We start from the raw sequence: 17,463 nt of genomic DNA, 5'->3' as shown, positions 1-17,463 counted from the left end.
GGACATTATTTCATGTTTAGTTCCGAAATAAATTCGGAAGACGCCCCTATTTTTGTCATTGCGAACGGAGTGAAGCAATCTCTTTTGGCATTACTCTCATAGCCTTTTTATAATCGAACTCAGGTTAATACATATAGTACCACCAAGTCTCATAACGGAATGGTTCTGCATTCAGAGTGGCATGAAATACCCATAGAGTATTGTCAGCAAAATAAAACGCAAACTGTTTTTAGGAGTGAGAAATCCAGATTATTTGATGTTTATAGTTTTTAAAATCAACGCCTTACAGTAAGGGTCAGGATCGGTTATCCTGTTGATGCGTTTCCTTCCATTCCTGACTAAAAGACTTCTTTTCTACCTGTGGCAAGCTTCTGTTTTTACCCCAAAGTTTTGCAAAAAAGTTGTTCAGGAAAAAGTTTTTCCACCTGCCACCAAAGAAATCCATCAGCTTCCTGCTAGACATACCCTTTCGCCAGAAGAACCAGCCAATATTTTCAGAAGTAGTAGAAAGTTTCTCATTAACAGCGTCCCTACGATTCAATAGTAACATTTTATGAATGTCTATTTTTACGGGGCAAACCTCAGAACATTTACCACATAAACTAGATGCGTAACTCAAATGTTTAAAATCTTTCATGCCCTGTAAATGAGGCGTTATAATAGAGCCAATAGGTCCGCTATAAGTAGTTTCGTAAGTATGGCCACCAATATTTTTATAGATAGGACATCCGTTTAAGCAGGCACCACATCTTATACAATATAGGCCTTGTCTTTGTTCTTTCTGGGCCAGTAAATTAGTACGTCCGTTATCCAGTAAAATAACGTACATTTCTTCCGGTCCGTCTGTTTCATCCGCTTGTTTTGGGCCGCTGATGATGGTATTGTATACCGTCAGGTTCTGGCCGGTTCCATGCGTAGAAAGCATAGGCCAGAATAAGCTCAAATCAGTAAAAGAAGGTATTAACTTCTCTATACCCACAATAGCAATATGTACCTTAGGAAAAGTAGTGGTTAAACGGGCATTCCCTTCATTTTCTGTCAGAGCTATACTTCCCGAGTCGGCAATTAAAAAGTTAGCCCCAGTAATACCTACATCAGCCGTCAGGTATTTATCTCTTAAAAGTTCCCTAGCTTTGAGGGTCAGTTGCTCGGGAGTCGAATCTATTGGCGTTCCAAATTTACGATGAAAAAGTTCTGCTATCTTTTCTTTATTCAGGTGCATAGCAGGTGTAACAATATGATATGGTTTTTGCCCCAGCAGCTGCACTATATATTCGCCCAGGTCAGACTCCAACGACTCAATGCCATTCTCTTCCAAAAAATGGTTAAGGTGTATCTCTTCGGTTACCATAGACTTTGACTTGATTACCGTTTTGGCATCCCGTCGTTTTAAAATCTCCAGTACTTCCCGGGTAGCCTCATTTGCATCGTTTGCCCAGATTACTTTTCCGCCCTTTTTCTGAAAATTGGATTCAAACTCAAGTAAAAGCTTGTCCAGGTTTTCCATCACCTTCCATTTAATCACATGCCCTTTGCGTTTAGCATGTTCCAGATGGCTTAATTTAGAAAGACCACGCTCTACTGCAACATCGTATTTGCCTATATTATAATTAATAATATCCCTGTGCTCTTTGTCAAAAGCCTTTTCTGAAGAAGTATTAATAAAATCCCTGGCAAACGTAGTCATATTGCAAATGTATGAATAAATGTGCTTTTTAAAACAGCATATCCCACTGCAATGAGTATGTTTTAGCCTTTATTTTTAGATATTGATGTATTTTATCTATTTTAGATAACTTCTAAACCAAGTTTATGTTCAAACCGGTTACTATAAAAGATATTGCTAAAGCGCTCAACCTATCTACTTCTACCGTATCCAGGGCATTAAGAGGTGGATATGAAATAAGTGAGGAAACAAAAAGAATAGTACTCGATTATGCAGAGAAAATCAACTTTCAGAGAAACCCCATTGCACTTAGTTTAAAAGAGCGAAGGAGTTACTCTATAGGTGTGGTGGTTTGTGAAGTAGCCAACCAGTTTTTTTCGCAGGCTATTGATGGTATAGAATCTATAGCCTATAGCAAAGGCTATCACGTTATTATATCACAAACGCATGATAAATATAACAGAGAAGTAATTAATACGGAACACTTGGCGCATCGTTCTGTAGATGGTCTTTTGATCTCTTTAAGTGCCGAGACCAAAGATTACAGCCATTTGGTTAAGCTACATCAGCAAGGTTTGCCTATTGTGTTTTTTGATAGGATACTGGACTCGATACAAACGCATAAAGTTACCAGCAACAACTTTAAGGGGGCATTTAATGCTACCGAATATTTGATAGAAAGCGGTTGCAAACGTATAGCCCATCTGGCCAATGCTGCACAATTGTCTATTACCTCAGAAAGGCAGTCGGGATATGAAGAGGCGCTAAAAAAGCATAATATAGAGATTAAACCAGAGCTTATACGCTATTGCCAGCATGGGGGAAGTAATGTACAGGAAGTTGAAGAAGCGGTAAGGTATTTTCTGGATATGGACGAAAAACCAGACGCTATTTTTGTGGCGAGTGATCGTTTAAGTACCGGTTGTTTGGCAGCCCTGAAGAAATATAACAAAACAGAAGATTTATTGATTGCCGGTTTTAGTAATTCTGATGTTGTGGAGCTTTTAAAACCCTCTTTATCTGCCGTTAGACAACCCGCTTTTGAAATGGGGCGAAAAGCGGCAGAGATGCTGATTAGCCTGATAGAAAGCAAATATCCGGTAGAAGAATTTGAAACGGCTATTCTGGAAACAACCTTTAAGAAAAACGACTAAAAGCGGTTTAATTTCTATAAAATAAAAAGTCCCCAGCCAGAAAGTTAACCTGAATGAGGACCATGTTTTTTATGCTGAGACTCCGTACTTATACAGGATATTTCCCAGACCTATTTAAGATAACTTTTTCAGGATATCCTCTAAGGTTTCCTGAGTTTGCTCGCCCGTTAGCATGTTTTTGAACGTAAGCTTTCCGCTGGTTACCTCATCACCACCTATCACAATCACAAAAGGTATGTTTTTGTCGTTGGCATATTGCATCTGTTTTTTCATTTTGGCTCCGGCGGGATAAAGCTCGGCATTAATCTGTTGCTGTCTTAATTTAGCCAGGACAGGAATAGCGTAATCTTCTTCGGCCTTACCAAACACACAAATTAAAGCTTTGGTAATTTCAGAAGATGTTGTCGGGAAAAGGTTCAATTCCTCTAAAACATCGTAAATACGGTCTGCGCCAAAAGAAACCCCCGCTCCGGTCAGATTTTTAAGACCAAACATTCCCGTAAGGTCATCGTAACGACCACCGCCACCAATAGAACCCATGGCCACCTCATTGGTTTTTACCTCAAAAATACAGCCCGTATAATAATTAAGTCCCCTAGCCAGCGTCAGATCCAGTTCTATTTTAGCTGTTTTTATTTCGAAATGCGAAAGGTAAGCAAAAACAGTTTCTATTTCCTCTATGCCCTTTAAGCCTGTTTCAGAACTGTTAAGTATCGTTTTTAATTGAGCCAGCTTATCCTCATTGCTGCCGTTTAGTAAAATAACCGGTTTAAGCGTTTCCAGATCGGCAGGGGTAAAACCTTTGGATAATAATTCCTTTTCTACACCCTCTAAGCCAATTTTATCCAATTTGTCTATGGCTACCGTCAGGTCTACAATCTGTTGAGGTTTACCTATCAGCTCGGCAATACCCGTCAAAATCTTACGGTTGTTAATTTTTATGCTAAAGTCTTTGAGTCCCAAATTGGTCAAAGCCTCATCGTATATACAAATAAATTCAGCCTCGTTTAATAAAGAATCAGAACCTACAACATCTACATCGCATTGGTAAAACTCTCTGTACCTTCCTTTTTGAGGGCGGTCTGCTCTCCACACAGGTTGTATCTGGAACCGCTTGAACGGAAATGTAATGTCGTTCTGATGCATCACCACAAAACGAGCAAACGGAACGGTTAAATCGTAGCGAAGCGCCTTTTCCGAGATCAGCGGTAAAATAGATTTGGAGTTAAAGTCTTCCGTGTTTTTTCCAGAAAGAGCTTTCTCGTAAAACTCTCCGCTGTTCAATATCTTAAAAATCAGTTTGTCGCCCTCATCACCATATTTACCGGTTAAAGTATCCAGATTTTCCATGGTAGGAGTTTGTATCTCCTGATAGCCATACTTTCTGAAAACTCTTTTGATGGTGTCGTATATGTAGTTTCTTTTTTGTGTTTCTACCGGACCAAAATCTCTGGTTCCTTTGGGGACTGAAGCTCTGATATTTGCCATGGGGCAAAAATAGCTAAATGAAAGATATTTTTAGAATAGACTTGTTGTTTTGCTTAGACGGAGGGAGTAAAACTCTCTTCCGAACATAAAGTATATAGCGGAAGAAAGTTTTGATGAATATGTATACCCCTGTTTTAATGTTTACAGGGACCTTTGTGATGGATTAAACCAGGTATTTATTTTTTTGCTGATTCATCAGCATAATACCATTTACTGATGATTTTCTGCCTGTCTGAAACACTTAAATTGCCAAACTGAGGGTTTTTCTTGATAAAAGTTTTCAGCGTAGTCAGCTGGTTAAACCAAAGAGAAGCATACTCGCCGGCATTGGCCATACCATGTTTACTTAAAAACTCGGCATAGGTACGCTCATTTTTCATGATCTTATCTCTGTTTTTCTCAATCTCTTGCACTGCTTCCGGAGATTTGGGAAGCTTAAACTCATCTCTTTTTTCATCAAACTGCCTTTTAGCCTTAAGGTAAGCCATAAAAGTAGGTTCTTGCTGAGCCGAGTTATAGTAATAATCAGCGTCTTTGACTTTCTTTTGGGCAAAGGTGCTTAAGCTTATTGCACAAAACATCAAAAGGAGTAGTTTTTTCATCTGTTTATTTATTTAAAGAATCTAAAATTTGGTGGCACCTGTCTTCTATCAGCCTGAAAACCGGATCAAACTGCGTGTCATCCCAATACGGATCAGGTACAATACTATTGGGGATAAACAGTTCAACTTTACTGGCCTGCGTTTTATCTCCGGCTAATTTAACGACATCTTTATAGTTATTGTTGTCCATCACAAAAATTTTGTCAAAAGCATCAAAATCCTGTGCAGAAAACTGTCTGGCTCTTTGCTTGCTGATATCTATACCGTATTTTTTAGACACGGCAATAGAACGTCGGTCGGGTGGGTTACCTACATGCCATGAGCCTGTTCCGGCAGAGTCTACTTCTATAACCAATCCTTTTTCTGCTGCTAAATGTTCGAAAATACCATGAGCTAACGGAGAGCGACATATATTTCCTAAACATACCATAAGTACTTTCATATGCTATTCTTGATTGTTTTTACAGTCAACCCGCTGTTTCAATATTACTAAATGTGTGATGCCTGTTAAGGTATTCCGGAGTTCAAGACTATCTGTCCCTTGCTGGCTGATCAGAAATTTTTCCTCGTATTTGCCAAAACGATAGCAAGATCCTTGTGGTTTATACCTGTAATGTTCATTCACAAAAGAACCTGTCAAATATAAAAAGTCATCTTTACGAACGTAAGTACCCTTTACATATTCGGACCATTCCTGCCGACTATAACATTCGCCCGCATCAAGGTTTACCCTGGTGTGGCTTTTAATATCTAAATAAAAAGAGTCGCAGATAAATTTTAACTTATATTTTTCTACAGAAGCCAGTTTTTCTTCAAAAGGTTTTTTATCCTCATCCCATATCCCTTGTAAAGTGCTGTCTCCGGTATTGTCTACCCGGGGATTGAATTTGCAGGAGCAGCATAAAAAAGCCAGAAAAACCGACAGGAGTAATTTGTGTACCATATCTCAAAAAGCATCATCCGGACAAAGATACTCTGGACAATGCTTATTGTTAACTTTTATTTTTAATAACCACGAAGATCGCTAAGTTTTCAAAGATTAAAATTTATCTCCGTGTTCTTTGTCTTTTGTGTGGTTAATTTATTTTTATTTAATAACCACAAAGGTCACCAAGTATTCAAAGAATAAATCTCTCTGTCTTCTTAGTAATCTTTGCGGTTAAAGTACTTTTCTATTTTAAAGAACCCACCATATCCTCAGGTTTTACCCATTCGGTAAACTGTTCATTGGTTACCAATCCCAATTCTACAGCAGCTTCTCTTAACGTTTTATTCTCTTTATGTGCTTTCTTGGCTATTTTAGCAGCATTCTCGTAACCTATATGGGTGTTTAATGCCGTTACCAACATTAAAGAGTTTTCTAAATGTTGCTGAATAACAGGTAAGTTAGCTTCAATGCCCACTGCACAGTTATTGTTGAAAGAAACGCAGGCATCGCCAATTAAACGGGCAGATTGCAGTACGTTTGCCGCAATAACCGGTTTAAAAACGTTTAGCTCAAAATGACCGTTAGAGCCACCTACAGAAACAGCCACATCATTACCTATGACTTGTGCACAAACCATGGTTAGTGCTTCCGGCTGTGTTGGGTTTACCTTTCCAGGCATAATAGAAGATCCCGGTTCGTTATCAGGAATAATAATTTCACCAATACCACATCTTGGGCCAGAGCTTAGCATTCTTACATCATTGGCTATTTTCATTAAAGAAACTGCCGCTCTTTTTAAAGCACCAGAAAGCTCAACCATAGCATCATGTGCGGCCAGAGCCTCAAATTTGTTAGGTGCCGTTATAAAAGGAAGTCCCGTAAGCCCGGCAATATGTTGGGCCACCAAAACATCGTAACCTTTAGGTGTATTTAACCCCGTGCCTACAGCCGTACCGCCCAAGGCCAATTCTCTTACCACCTCAAGTGCATTTTTAATAGACCTGATGCTGTTGGTAATCTGTTGGGCATAGCCAGAGAACTCCTGCCCTAAAGTAAGCGGCGTAGCATCCATAAAGTGTGTACGACCTGTCTTTACAATATTTGCAAATTCTTTCGCTTTGCTCTCTAAGGTGCTTTTTAGTAATTCCAGACCGGGAATGGTAATTTCTACCGTTTGTTTATAAGCAGCAATATGCATTGCTGTAGGAAACGTATCATTAGATGATTGAGATTTGTTAACATCGTCATTCGGATGAAGCACTTTGTCTGCATCGTTTAACGAACCGCCATTAATCACATGTGCGCGGTAAGCAATAACCTCGTTAGCGTTCATGTTAGATTGCGTACCCGATCCCGTTTGCCAGATTACCAATGGAAACTGGTCATCAAGCTTTCCGGCAAGTATTTCATCACAAGCTTTGGCAATTAAATCTTTTTTTTCGGTAGGTAGAACTCCTAAATCAGCATTAGCCATTGCTGCGGCTTTCTTAAGATACGCAAAAGCATAGATAATCTCTTTAGGCATAGAAGCCTCCGGACCTATCTTAAAATTGTTCCTTGAACGTTCGGTTTGGGCACCCCAGTATTTTTCTGCAGGTACTTTCACCTCTCCCATGGTGTCATGTTCAATTCTGTATTCCATTTTTACTGATTTTTGATTAATAACCAAATTTATGATTTTTTATATGACCAAAGGTAGATTTTTACGTTTCTTAACCATTACCAATGTGTTATTTACATACCGGTGAATAAAAGTGAAAAATGCATGGCTACAGACCAATATGTTTATAACTAAGCTTCCATCTTGATGATTTAATTTTTATTTTGCCGGCTTTATAATTTTTGGAAGCGAAAAACGATATTATTAGATGACCCTTTTTAAAACTATTTCATTAGCTGCACTATCTGTTTTGTTTTATGTGTCCTGTTCTTCATCTGGGAATGACAAGAAAAACACCAAGAAAAGAACCAAAAAAGATGAGGTTTCCGATAGCTTGATGTTGGTTTACGACAAAAAAAACGAAGATCCCTACATCGCAGAATTTATGCAAAACCTGCATAAAAAATACGGCTTTAACGGAAATGCCTTAGTGGCTAAAAAAGGGAAAATCATATTTGAAGGCAGTTTTGGATGGGCAAATTACCTGTTGCGCGACAGCCTCAAAGTAAAATCGGAGTTTGAGCTGGCATCCATCACCAAAACCTTTACCGGAGTAGCCATTATGCAACTTTTAGAAGAAGGTAAGATAGCTTTGGACGATGATGTTAAAAAGTACTATCCGGATTTTCCGTACGACGGTATTACCATAAGGCTGTTGCTTTCTCACCGCAGCGGGATGATGAACTATGTTTATTTTATAGATGACATCTGGCGTAAAGAAAAAAGGGACATGCGCAAGGGCGTAACCAATGACGAAGTAATGCATATTATTGGGCAATATAAACCCGGTCGTTACACTGCACCAGATAAAACCTTCCATTACAATAACTCAAACTTTATGGTGCTGGGAGCCATCATAGAAAAAATAACAGGGAAATCTTATGCCGAATATGTGATGGAGCATATTTTTAAACCAGCCGGTATGAAAAACAGTCATGTGTACTCGACCGCTGTTTACGATAAAATTCCTGTTGATGTGGTTGGCCATGATAGAACCTGGAGATATTCCGTAGCCCAAAATTTTCTGGATGGTCCCGTGGGCGATAAAGGTATTTACTCTACCTTACATGATCTGGTATTGTATGACCATGCTTTAAAAAACGGCCGATTGCTTACTCAACAAAGTATGGATTCTATGTTTATGGGACGTAATAAGCCACTTAACGGTCATTTTAACTATGGGTTTGGATGGCGTATTTTTGATGGCAATAACGGAGAAAAAGTAGTTTACCATACCGGATGGTGGCACGGTTTTAGAAACATCTATGTCAGAGATTTAAACAATGATATTGTTGTTGTTTTTCTGGGGAATTTAACCAACGGTAGTTTGCTGCATCTGGACGACCTGTATAAGCACCTGAACATGCCGGTTATCAGAAGAGGAGCTTATGGAAGAGACGGAAATACAGATCTGGATTAAGCCGTGATAACTGTTTTTTTCCCTTTTAATGAACTTTATATAAATTAGTACTCTAAATAAAAAACTATGTTCGATAAATTATTTGAAGCTCAGCAAAAAGCAGACGAGATGAAAAAACGCCTGGATAGCATCAGCGTTAAGGGCGAAGCCGAAAATGGGGCCATAGAAGTGGTAGCTTCGGCTAATAAAACTATCAAAAGTATAGCAATCAACGAAGAGTTTTTTAAAGAAGCCGATAAGGAGCAGATAGAGGAATTGCTGGTGGTAGCGCTGAACAAAGCATTTGAACAGGCAGATAATATTACTCAATCAGAAACAGCAGCCATGACCCAGGCAATGCTGGGAGGTATGGGCGGACTTGGAGCCTTAGGTAAATTATTTGGTAAATAACAGCCTCACTTATGAAAGTAAACTATTTTGGACATTCTAGTTTTTTGCTGCAGTTAGCGGGAAAAAACATATTAATAGATCCTTTTATTGCAGGTAACGAGCTGGCTAAAGGAATTGATGTTAACCAGATTGCATGTGATTATATCCTGGTTTCTCACGGGCATTTTGATCATGTTGCTGATTTAATCAATATCGCAAAAAGAACCGGGGCAACCATTATAAGTTCATTTGAGCTCACAGAATGGGCTACTAAGCAGGGAGCTAAAAAGGTGCATCCTATGAATCTGGGAGGTAGCTGGAACTTCGATTTTGGAACCGTAAAAATGGTGTATGCCGCACATTCTAACTCTTTGCCCGACGGGAGCTATGGTGGACCCGCTGCCGGATTTCTGATAAAAGCGGAAGGTAAAACTTACTACTATTCCGGAGATACCGCCTTGGTTGCTGATATGAAGCTACTGGGTGAGCTATACGATATAGACCATGCTTTTTTATGTATAGGCGACAACTTTACCATGGGCATTGATGATGCTATACTGGCTGCCAAGTTTGTGAACTGTAAAAAGGTAATAGGCATGCATTACGATACGTTTGGCTATATCAAGATTGACGAAGAACAAGCTAAGCAGAAGTTTGAGGATGCCGGTTTAACCCTGCAACTGCTAAAAATTAGTAACAAGCCGGAAGATGCGGTAGAGATATAAATGGAGAGCTGTAGAATGTTGAGTTTTTAATGCTCAATGTTTAATGATGAACTATGAATTAGGAAGCGATGAACTAGTGAATGATGAATTAATAACTATGGACCATTGACCATTGTCCATGGACCATAGTCTATCGTCGACTGTAGAGGAACGGAATGGAGACATCTGTTAGCTATGGCAGTAGGAATTACTGGATTGCTTCTGTTTTTAGGTTGGAGATCTTTCGACTCGTAGGCTCGCTCAAGAGGACGGCGGAGTGGGGAACTTTCAACTTTTTACTCTCAACTCTCTACCAATCTTCGCTTCCGTCTGTTAAAAACAGTATGTTCCATTCCGGATTTGAAGCAGGGAGGAAGGATACGAAAAAGATTAATTTCGCTATCAATACCCCTGTATTCAGCCGTTAGATTAAGACTGATAACCTCAAGATCACTCCTCGGGGGACGTCTACGCTGGAAGGGTAACTGTTGGTCTGTCGATATTTTTCTTAAAACTTCCAATATTCTTTCGTGATTTGCTCTTAAGTTGTTCATTCTAAATCGTTTTGTATTTAAAGTAATTCGCCGATTATCAGTATAATGAATAACTTATTTCTGTCTTAAATCATAATGTACAACAGTGTGTGAATATATTATTTTTATCACTTTTTGAAAATTCTTCTATTTAAGAATATCATATACGGAAGGTAGGTAAGCTATGTTTCAAATTGTTAAATGAAAGATTTTAAAACAAATGGAGATAAGTGAATTTTTTAGCTCTATTGTCTGTTAAATTAAGCTGAATAAAGCATCTTTATTTTGTTTTTTTTATTTAAATAAGTGTAGTTTAGTGTTAAATTATCAGTTTTTATTACGTAGAACTAAATTTAATATTCTAAAGAATCAAATATGATGCTTTCTTTACCCCTTATCTTTTGCAAAAGCTATAAGTATGCTTTTTTATTTGTTTGTTTTTCATTTTTTTCTTTATTTACCAGTGCACAAAATATACGTTATGTTAAGGCTGGTGCAGTGGGTAATGGTACAGCTTGGAATAATGCTTTAGGCAATATACAATCGGCCATTGATTTAGCAAGTGCCAACGATGTAATTTACGTGGCTGCAGGAGAATATCAGCTGTTTACTGGGCTAAACATAAACAAAGCAGTAAAGGTATATGGAGGTTTTGCAGGTACCGAAAATAGTTTTAATGATAGGAATATTGCCTTGCTACACAGCGTTAATGCTACTAAAATAACAGCTGCTATCTCATTACGCACAAGTTTAATCACCATTAACTCAACAGTAAACACCAGTATTGTTTTAGATGGATTAAACCTAGGTAATGCCCTTTATGGCGCTGTTACTGTTGAACAAGGCAACCCTCAGATTAACAGATGTAAGTTTGAAAACAATAGTGCAGTAGTTGGCGCTGCTTTATATATCACTAAGGGTGAGGCGAGTATAAGCAATAGTATGTTTCACCAAAACAAGGCGAGTGCCGAAAGTCTTTATGGTGTAAACTATCCGATCCCTTCTAATTGGACCCTTCAAAACTATTATACTGGAGCTACGGTTGGAGCAGATGGCTGGATAAATGGTATGAATATTTATTTGGATAAGGAAAAAGCAATGTACTTTGATCTTTCTGCAAGAACTGACAAATACTTGTATTATATTTATATCGGTTTTGGCATGGCGCAAAGTAACAATCCAAATAAATTGGTTCCTATTAAAATTTACGACGGTACCAGCGGTACCCCTGGAGCTTTGCTAGGTAGTCAAAATTTAACCATGGCCTCAATTATGGCTGATGTTCAAGGGGCGAGCTATAGTGGGGTTTCTTTTGATACACCGTTAGCGTTGCCAGTGTCAAAAAAAATATTTATCAGTATAGATTTAAGTAATTTGAAATGGGGTACATCAGAGAAAGATATATTGAACGTTACTAGTAACAAAGACGGAGATACCAATCCTAGTCTCATTTGGGAAAAACAAAGCGACAACCTGTGGTACCGTTATGGGACAACGGGTAGTTGGAACTTAAATGCTTCTTTACTAATACATCCATTTTTAAGTTCGATAGGTATTAAAACTGATTTATTGGGTGCGGGTGGTGCCATTCATAATGCTACTACTGGTTCGTTTAAAGTAGTTAATTGTTTGTTCTCGAATAACAAAGCCGATCGTGGTGGGGCGATATATAATTATGGGTTGGACAACCCTTCAGTAGGTGCAAATCTGGTTAATAATACTTTTTACAACAATGAAGCTTCTAAGGGCGGAGCCATTTTTAATGATGGATACAGTGGCAGTACCTACGCCACCATTTACAATAATATTATATGGGGTAACATTGCCGATATTGATAAGGACGTAGCGGATAATGGTAATGCCAGTATTGCTAAAAATAATATCACCCAGGGTTTTAAAGCTGGTGTAGATTTTAACCAAAACATAAACCCATTATTTACCAATGCAGCCAGCGGAAATTTTACGCTACAGGTAGGTAGTATGGCTATTAATGCTGGCAATGCTAGCTTTCTTAATGGCATAACCTTAGATTTGGCAGGTACACAGCGTATACAGTATAATGGCTTAGATTTAGGAGCTTACGAAAGCAGTTTTGCGTCGGCTAATGCTTTGCTTACTAGCTTGAGTGTTAACCAAGGCACTTTAAGCCCAATATTTGATAGCGGCATATTTAATTATGAGGTAACAGTTGGTAATGCCATTTCTACTATTATACTTACGCCTACGTTAAAAGAGCAAAATGCAATAATTACCATTAACAATATTACAGTTAATAATGGGCAGGCTAGTAACGCCATTAACTTAAATGTAGGTCAAAATAGCCTGGAGGTAAAGGTAACAGCACAAGATGGTGTTAGTGTTAAAACCTATATACTAACCGTTAAACGCGAAGCAGCACTCCCTGTTGAATTGTTAAGCTTTCAAGTAAAGGCTTCTGGACAAAGTGTTAAACTTGAATGGCTTACGCAACAAGAGAAAGACAACCTTAGGTTTGATGTGTATAGAAAGGGCGATACAGGTGAGTTTGTATTTTTAGGCTCGCAAAAGGGGGCAGGCAACAGTAACTTAAGGCAACATTATGCATTTTATGACAGCAATCCGTTGGTGGGTAACAATTATTACCGTTTGGTACAAATAGATTTAGATGGAAAAGAGAAAGAGTTAGGTGTCGAGCCATTTACTTTCGATACGACCATTGCTAACTTAGAGGTTTACCCCAACCCTACTACACAATGGAGTATGGTTAGCTTTAAAGCTGGTGAATATCAAATGGCGGTATTGAGTGATTTAAACGGCAAAAAATTAATAGAAAAGAGGCTGCAAAAAGCCGATCATTTTTTGAAATTAGACTTTAATAAGTATAGTATAGGTTATTATGTTTTAACGCTTGTAGGACAGCAAGAAAAGGTTAGTAAAATTATCATTAAACGTTAAAAGATGGTTAGGAGTTAAGCCGCGGCAATTTGATACTTACGACGCTCAATCACACAGATTCTGAAATAAATTCAGGATGATGGGGGAAAGGAATGGAGGCATCTGTTAGCTATGGCAGTAGGAATTACTGGATCGCTTCTGTTTTTAGGTTGGAGATCTTTCGACTCGTAAGCTTGCCCAAGATGACCTTAGGAAGGGGTTTTTATCCCATGAATGTCATTGCGAGGAGGTACGACGTGGCAATCTGATACTTACTACGTTCAAATACACAGCCCCTGAAATAAATTCAGGATGATGAGGTGAGTTGGGAACTTTAAACTTTTTCCTCTCCACTCCTTACCATTTTTCCTTGTAGCCAATCCTTTTTCTTTCCTGTTTAGGTTCTGCTACTTTTTCCTGTAAACGGTCTATATATTCAAACAGTAGGTCAATATTCTTGTCCTGCCCTTCCTGTTTTTTTGATATTTTGTTTATGGCTTGCCTAATTTCTGCTATTTCCAGTTTAACAGAGGTATTATCAGATAGCATTTGGCGTAATCGGGTAAATATCCGCATAATCTGGATATTCACCTGAATGGCCTGTTTGCTCTTAAGTACACTGGACAACATGGCAACGCCTTGTTCTGTGAAGCAGAATGGAGCATATCGTAAACCTTGCTTATCTTTATCGGAGGTCACAAATTGTGATCTCCAATTTGTAAATTCCTGTTCAGACATTTCAAACATGAAGTCTTCAGGAAAGCGGTCGATGTTTCTTCTAACGGCCTGTTTTAAACTTCTTGTATCCGTTCTGTATAATACCGCCAGATCTCTGTCCAAAATTACCTTTTGCCCACGAATCATGTAAATTTGATTGGTAATCACATCGTCTGCGATACTAATCTCCTGATTTTTTGTAGTAGTTTCAGTCATAAGCAAATGCAGTTGTTTAGGTTTATTAATAGTTAAATATAAGCTAAAAAAGTAAATGAGGGGGAAGTGAATTATTGATCATGGACTATCTTTCTAGGTTGGAAATCCCTCCGCTGTGGTCGGGATGACGGGGGGACGGAATGGAGACATCTGTTAGCTATGGCAGTAGGAATTACTGAGGTTAATAGGTGCTTTTAGGTTAGAGATCTTTTGACTCTCCCGAAAGCGTTCGGGATCGCTCAAGATGACGGCGGAGTGGGGGTTTTATCCCATGAACGTCATTGCGATCGGAGTGAAGCAATCTCTTAAACGTTATCTCTATTGAATTAATGATTAGTTCTGGTTGTTAACTATGAATGATGAGCTGTAGAATGTTGAGTTTTTAATGCTCAATGTTTAATGATGAACTATGAATTAGGAAGCGATGAACTAGTGAATGATGAATTATAAAACTATGGACCATTGACCATTGTCCATGGACTATCGTCTATCGACCACTAACTAACCCCCTCGTCATGTCGGCTGGAGAGGAACGGAATGGAGACATCTGTTAGCTATGGCAGTAGGAATTACCGAGGTTGTCAAGTGCTTTTAGGTTGGAGATCTTTCGATTCTCCCGAAAGCGTTCGGGATCGCTCAAGATGACGGTGGAGTGGAAACTTTCAACTTTCAACTCTCCACTTACTACTTCCATTCCTACCACTTGTCCTTATACCCAATCCTCTTCCTTTCCGGTTTCGGTTCTTCCGCTTTTTCCTGTAAGCGATCTATGTATTCAAATAGCAGATCAATATTCTTATCCTGACCTTCCTGTTTTTTGGCTATTTTATTTACGGCCTGCTTGATCTCCGCTATTTCCAGTTTTATTTCTGTGTTATCTGACAGCATTTGGCGCACTTTAGTAAATATTCTCATAATTTGAATATTAACTTGTACGGCTCTTTCACTATTAAGGACACTGGAAAGCATTAATACGCCATATTCTGTAAAAACATACGGTATGGTTCTTCTTCCCCCTCTTCCTGTTTTTGATATCGCAATTTGCGATGTCAAAGATTCCCATTCTTCCTTTGTTAATTGAAACATGAAATCTTCAGGGAACCTCGATATATTTCGTTTTACCTGCTCGTTTAAACGGAATGTTTCCACTCCATACAGCTTAGCCAAATCTCTATCCAACATCACCTTCTGTCCACGAATCATATAAATCTGGCTCATGACTGTTTCATCAGTCACGCTTACTTCCTGTTTTTGTATAGTAGGTTCAGTCATACGCAAGTGCAATTGTTTAGGTTGTCCAGGATAAATTAGCGTATAAGATAAATATTTTTAAAGAAATAAGGAAGAAACAATAGCTACATTAAGGCAGTCATGTCGACTGTAGTGGAACGAAATGGAGACATCTGTTAGTTATGGCAGTAGGAATTACTGAGGTTAATAGGTGCTTTTAGGTTAGGGATCTTTTGACTCTCCCGAAAGCGTTCGGGATCGCTCAAGATGACGGTGGGGTGGAAACTTTCAATTTTCAACTCTCCACTTACTACTTCCATTCCTACCACTTGTCCTTATACCCAATCCTTTTCCTTTCCGGTTTCGGTTCTTCCGCTTTTTCCTGTAAGCGGTCTATGTATTCAAATAGCAGATCAATATTCTTATCCTGACCTTCCTGTTTTTTGGCTATTTTATTTACGGACTGTCTGATCTCTGCTATTTCCAGTTTAAGCGCTATATTCGTAGATAGTGCCTTTCTAATTAAAATGAATGTCTTTATTAATTTGATACTCATTGCTGTTGCAATATTACTTTTTAGTACGTTAGCAAGCATAAGGACACCGTGTTCAGTAAATGCATGAGGATTTACAGTCGAGTGTTTGAGAGAACTGAACCGGTCACAATTTGTGACCAGTTCGATCTTTTCTTCATTGGTCAGTTGAAATCTAAAATCATCAGGGAATTTTTCAATATTTCTTCGAGCCGCTTGATTTAAAACTTTAGTTTCTACTTGATAGAGTTCGGCCAGGTCTCGGTCAATCATAACCTGTTGGTCGCGAATTAGGAAAATTCGATCTTCAATTGATATTGACAAATTGCTGTAGTGTCCTCCAAGGTTTTGTACCGTATTTTCAGTCATATGCAAGTGCAATTGTTTAGGTTGTCCAGGATAAATTAGCGTATAAGATAAATATTTTTAAAGAAATAAGGAAGAAACAATAACTACATTAAAGCAGTCATGTCGACTGTAGTGGAACGAAATGGAGATATTTGTTGGTGATGAAGGATGGGAGGTTGTTGTGCTATGATGTTAGAGATCTCTCGACTCTCCCGAAAGCGTTCGGGATCGCTCAAGATGACCTTAGGAAAGGATTTTTATCCCATGAATGTCATTGGTAGGAGGCACGGCGGCAATCTCTATAATATAATCCAATATTGACTAAAGTCAGATTGAGGCCCTCGAAATCTGGTGCATAGGACATTTATATGCCTTTCACACTTTACCCATCTTAAGCGAGTAATATTCATTGATCAAAAAACTATTTTATTAGTTCGCCGACCCAAATGTAGCCTCTTTGCTTATAAAAAAGTCGCTCTTCAGTATCTGGAATCATTTTATAGGGAACATTATCTTTTAACAACTTTTTGTAGAATCTCTTTTCTGCATAAAAGTCTTCGGGGCTTAGAAAACGATCAGGATTTAGATTTAAATAGTCGCTTTCCGAATAATAATCATAATCGTAATAGGTTGTCCAGTTAAAGCGTTTTATTCTCAACTCTTCATTCCTAAAGGCTGAAATTGGAAAATCAGGCTGAGGATCACAGGATTCAAAAATATCGTTATAATAGGGTATACGTTCCCCTATCGCACAAACAATTTGCGAATCAATAAATTTTGGAAAACTTAACCATATTTTTAAATAATAGGAATCAAATTCTTTATCCAGTGTCTCCTTCCAACTCGTGTAGAAGTCTAATAGACAAGAAAATAATACTCTCCGGTAATTACTCGGATATAAGGGTTCATTGAAAAGATTAGCCCATGGGGCAATTTTAGCCTTTGCATATACAAAACCATTTTCTTTAAGTCTGGTCATGTCT

The 17,463-nt window shown here is 38.4% G+C and carries 15 protein-coding genes and 1 pseudogene; 5 read left to right on the top strand and 11 right to left on the bottom strand.

The window, feature by feature from the left end; genetic code table 11:
• Window positions 1-295 precede the first annotated feature (295 nt).
• Window positions 296-1,687: a LutB/LldF family L-lactate oxidation iron-sulfur protein gene (locus ACFSAH_RS03710; protein WP_379661348.1), complete on the bottom strand. Its 1,392-nt coding sequence runs from the start codon at window positions 1,685-1,687 to the stop codon at window positions 296-298.
• 125 nt (window positions 1,688-1,812) lie between these two features.
• Here ACFSAH_RS03710 and ACFSAH_RS03705 point away from each other — a divergent pair, with 125 nt between their 5' ends.
• On the top strand, window positions 1,813-2,820 hold the full coding sequence (locus ACFSAH_RS03705; RefSeq protein WP_379661347.1) for a LacI family DNA-binding transcriptional regulator: 1,008 nt from the start codon (window positions 1,813-1,815) through the stop codon (window positions 2,818-2,820).
• A 114-nt stretch (window positions 2,821-2,934) separates the two neighbouring features.
• On the opposite strand, the gene hisS is transcribed toward ACFSAH_RS03705, so the two are convergent.
• From hisS to fumC, 5 genes are all read right to left on the bottom strand, one after another.
• Window positions 2,935-4,308 carry a histidine--tRNA ligase gene (gene hisS, locus ACFSAH_RS03700; RefSeq protein ID WP_379661346.1) on the bottom strand — a complete coding sequence of 458 codons (1,374 nt, stop codon included), beginning with the start codon at window positions 4,306-4,308 and terminating at the stop codon, window positions 2,935-2,937.
• 176 nt (window positions 4,309-4,484) lie between these two features.
• Window positions 4,485-4,910 (bottom strand): hypothetical protein, encoded by a 426-nt coding sequence (locus ACFSAH_RS03695; protein ID WP_379661345.1) that lies wholly within the window; start codon window positions 4,908-4,910, stop codon window positions 4,485-4,487.
• Window positions 4,911-4,914: 4 nt separating this feature from the next.
• Window positions 4,915-5,352 (bottom strand): low molecular weight protein-tyrosine-phosphatase, encoded by a 438-nt coding sequence (locus ACFSAH_RS03690; RefSeq protein WP_379661344.1) that lies wholly within the window; start codon window positions 5,350-5,352, stop codon window positions 4,915-4,917.
• Between the two features lie 3 nt (window positions 5,353-5,355).
• The gene (locus tag ACFSAH_RS03685) at window positions 5,356-5,853 is read right to left on the bottom strand and encodes a hypothetical protein (protein WP_379661343.1); all 498 of its coding nucleotides are present in this window, start codon (window positions 5,851-5,853) and stop codon (window positions 5,356-5,358) included.
• A gap of 229 nt (window positions 5,854-6,082) precedes the next feature.
• On the bottom strand, window positions 6,083-7,480 hold the full coding sequence (fumC, locus tag ACFSAH_RS03680; protein WP_379661342.1) for a class II fumarate hydratase: 1,398 nt from the start codon (window positions 7,478-7,480) through the stop codon (window positions 6,083-6,085).
• Between the two features lie 226 nt (window positions 7,481-7,706).
• On the opposite strand from fumC, the gene ACFSAH_RS03675 reads away from it, so the two are divergent.
• From ACFSAH_RS03675 to ACFSAH_RS03665, 3 genes are all read left to right on the top strand, one after another.
• A complete protein-coding gene (locus ACFSAH_RS03675) occupies window positions 7,707-8,918 on the top strand; it encodes a serine hydrolase domain-containing protein (protein WP_379661341.1) in 1,212 nt (403 codons plus the stop codon).
• A gap of 66 nt (window positions 8,919-8,984) precedes the next feature.
• On the top strand, window positions 8,985-9,308 hold the full coding sequence (locus tag ACFSAH_RS03670) for a YbaB/EbfC family nucleoid-associated protein (protein ID WP_379661340.1): 324 nt from the start codon (window positions 8,985-8,987) through the stop codon (window positions 9,306-9,308).
• An 11-nt stretch (window positions 9,309-9,319) separates the two neighbouring features.
• Complete coding sequence (locus ACFSAH_RS03665) at window positions 9,320-10,012, top strand: metal-dependent hydrolase (protein ID WP_379661339.1); 693 nt, start codon at window positions 9,320-9,322, stop codon at window positions 10,010-10,012.
• A gap of 290 nt (window positions 10,013-10,302) precedes the next feature.
• On the opposite strand, the pseudogene ACFSAH_RS19840 reads toward ACFSAH_RS03665, so the two are convergent.
• Window positions 10,303-10,545 (bottom strand): annotated as a pseudogene (locus ACFSAH_RS19840) (IS982 family transposase); the annotation flags it as partial.
• 354 nt (window positions 10,546-10,899) lie between these two features.
• On the opposite strand from ACFSAH_RS19840, the gene ACFSAH_RS03660 reads away from it, so the two are divergent.
• Entirely contained in the window at window positions 10,900-13,458 is a 2,559-nt protein-coding gene (locus ACFSAH_RS03660; protein ID WP_379661338.1) for a cadherin-like beta sandwich domain-containing protein, read from the top strand.
• 336 nt (window positions 13,459-13,794) lie between these two features.
• On the opposite strand, the gene ACFSAH_RS03655 is transcribed toward ACFSAH_RS03660, so the two are convergent.
• The 4 genes from ACFSAH_RS03655 to ACFSAH_RS03640 form a co-directional block, all read right to left on the bottom strand.
• Window positions 13,795-14,370, bottom strand: coding sequence for an ORF6N domain-containing protein (locus ACFSAH_RS03655; RefSeq protein ID WP_379661337.1), 576 nt, complete (start codon window positions 14,368-14,370; stop codon window positions 13,795-13,797).
• A 696-nt stretch (window positions 14,371-15,066) separates the two neighbouring features.
• Window positions 15,067-15,642, bottom strand: a complete 576-nt coding sequence (locus ACFSAH_RS03650; protein WP_379661336.1) for an ORF6N domain-containing protein — start codon at window positions 15,640-15,642, stop codon at window positions 15,067-15,069.
• Window positions 15,643-15,922: 280 nt separating this feature from the next.
• Window positions 15,923-16,501: an ORF6N domain-containing protein gene (locus ACFSAH_RS03645; RefSeq protein ID WP_379661335.1), complete on the bottom strand. Its 579-nt coding sequence runs from the start codon at window positions 16,499-16,501 to the stop codon at window positions 15,923-15,925.
• A gap of 400 nt (window positions 16,502-16,901) precedes the next feature.
• A complete protein-coding gene (locus ACFSAH_RS03640) occupies window positions 16,902-17,459 on the bottom strand; it encodes a hypothetical protein (RefSeq protein ID WP_379661334.1) in 558 nt (185 codons plus the stop codon).
• Window positions 17,460-17,463 lie beyond the last annotated feature (4 nt).

The organism is Pseudopedobacter beijingensis (assembly GCF_042678145.1).
Lineage (GTDB): Bacteria > Bacteroidota > Bacteroidia > Sphingobacteriales > Sphingobacteriaceae > Pseudopedobacter > Pseudopedobacter beijingensis.
The sequence above is the reverse complement of the archived record's forward strand: the minus strand, read 5'-3'. Positions and strand labels throughout refer to the sequence as shown.

Excerpts from the sequence above, each read along its gene's own strand:
- ACFSAH_RS03685 (WP_379661343.1), bottom strand. The coding sequence starts at position 5,853 with ATGGTACACAAATTACTCCTGTCGGTTTTTCTGGCTTTTTTATGCTGC.
- ACFSAH_RS03710 (WP_379661348.1), bottom strand. The coding sequence starts at position 1,687 with ATGACTACGTTTGCCAGGGATTTTATTAATACTTCTTCAGAAAAGGCT.
- ACFSAH_RS03675 (WP_379661341.1), top strand. The coding sequence starts at position 7,707 with ATGACCCTTTTTAAAACTATTTCATTAGCTGCACTATCTGTTTTGTTT.
- hisS (WP_379661346.1), bottom strand. The coding sequence starts at position 4,308 with ATGGCAAATATCAGAGCTTCAGTCCCCAAAGGAACCAGAGATTTTGGT.
- ACFSAH_RS03670 (WP_379661340.1), top strand. The coding sequence starts at position 8,985 with ATGTTCGATAAATTATTTGAAGCTCAGCAAAAAGCAGACGAGATGAAA.
- ACFSAH_RS03660 (WP_379661338.1), top strand. The coding sequence starts at position 10,900 with ATGATGCTTTCTTTACCCCTTATCTTTTGCAAAAGCTATAAGTATGCT.
- ACFSAH_RS03705 (WP_379661347.1), top strand. The coding sequence starts at position 1,813 with ATGTTCAAACCGGTTACTATAAAAGATATTGCTAAAGCGCTCAACCTA.
- ACFSAH_RS03655 (WP_379661337.1), bottom strand. The coding sequence starts at position 14,370 with ATGACTGAAACTACTACAAAAAATCAGGAGATTAGTATCGCAGACGAT.
- ACFSAH_RS03690 (WP_379661344.1), bottom strand. The coding sequence starts at position 5,352 with ATGAAAGTACTTATGGTATGTTTAGGAAATATATGTCGCTCTCCGTTA.
- ACFSAH_RS03695 (WP_379661345.1), bottom strand. The coding sequence starts at position 4,910 with ATGAAAAAACTACTCCTTTTGATGTTTTGTGCAATAAGCTTAAGCACC.
- ACFSAH_RS03645 (WP_379661335.1), bottom strand. The coding sequence starts at position 16,501 with ATGACTGAAAATACGGTACAAAACCTTGGAGGACACTACAGCAATTTG.
- ACFSAH_RS03650 (WP_379661336.1), bottom strand. The coding sequence starts at position 15,642 with ATGACTGAACCTACTATACAAAAACAGGAAGTAAGCGTGACTGATGAA.
- ACFSAH_RS03665 (WP_379661339.1), top strand. The coding sequence starts at position 9,320 with ATGAAAGTAAACTATTTTGGACATTCTAGTTTTTTGCTGCAGTTAGCG.
- ACFSAH_RS03640 (WP_379661334.1), bottom strand. The coding sequence starts at position 17,459 with ATGACCAGACTTAAAGAAAATGGTTTTGTATATGCAAAGGCTAAAATT.
- fumC (WP_379661342.1), bottom strand. The coding sequence starts at position 7,480 with ATGGAATACAGAATTGAACATGACACCATGGGAGAGGTGAAAGTACCT.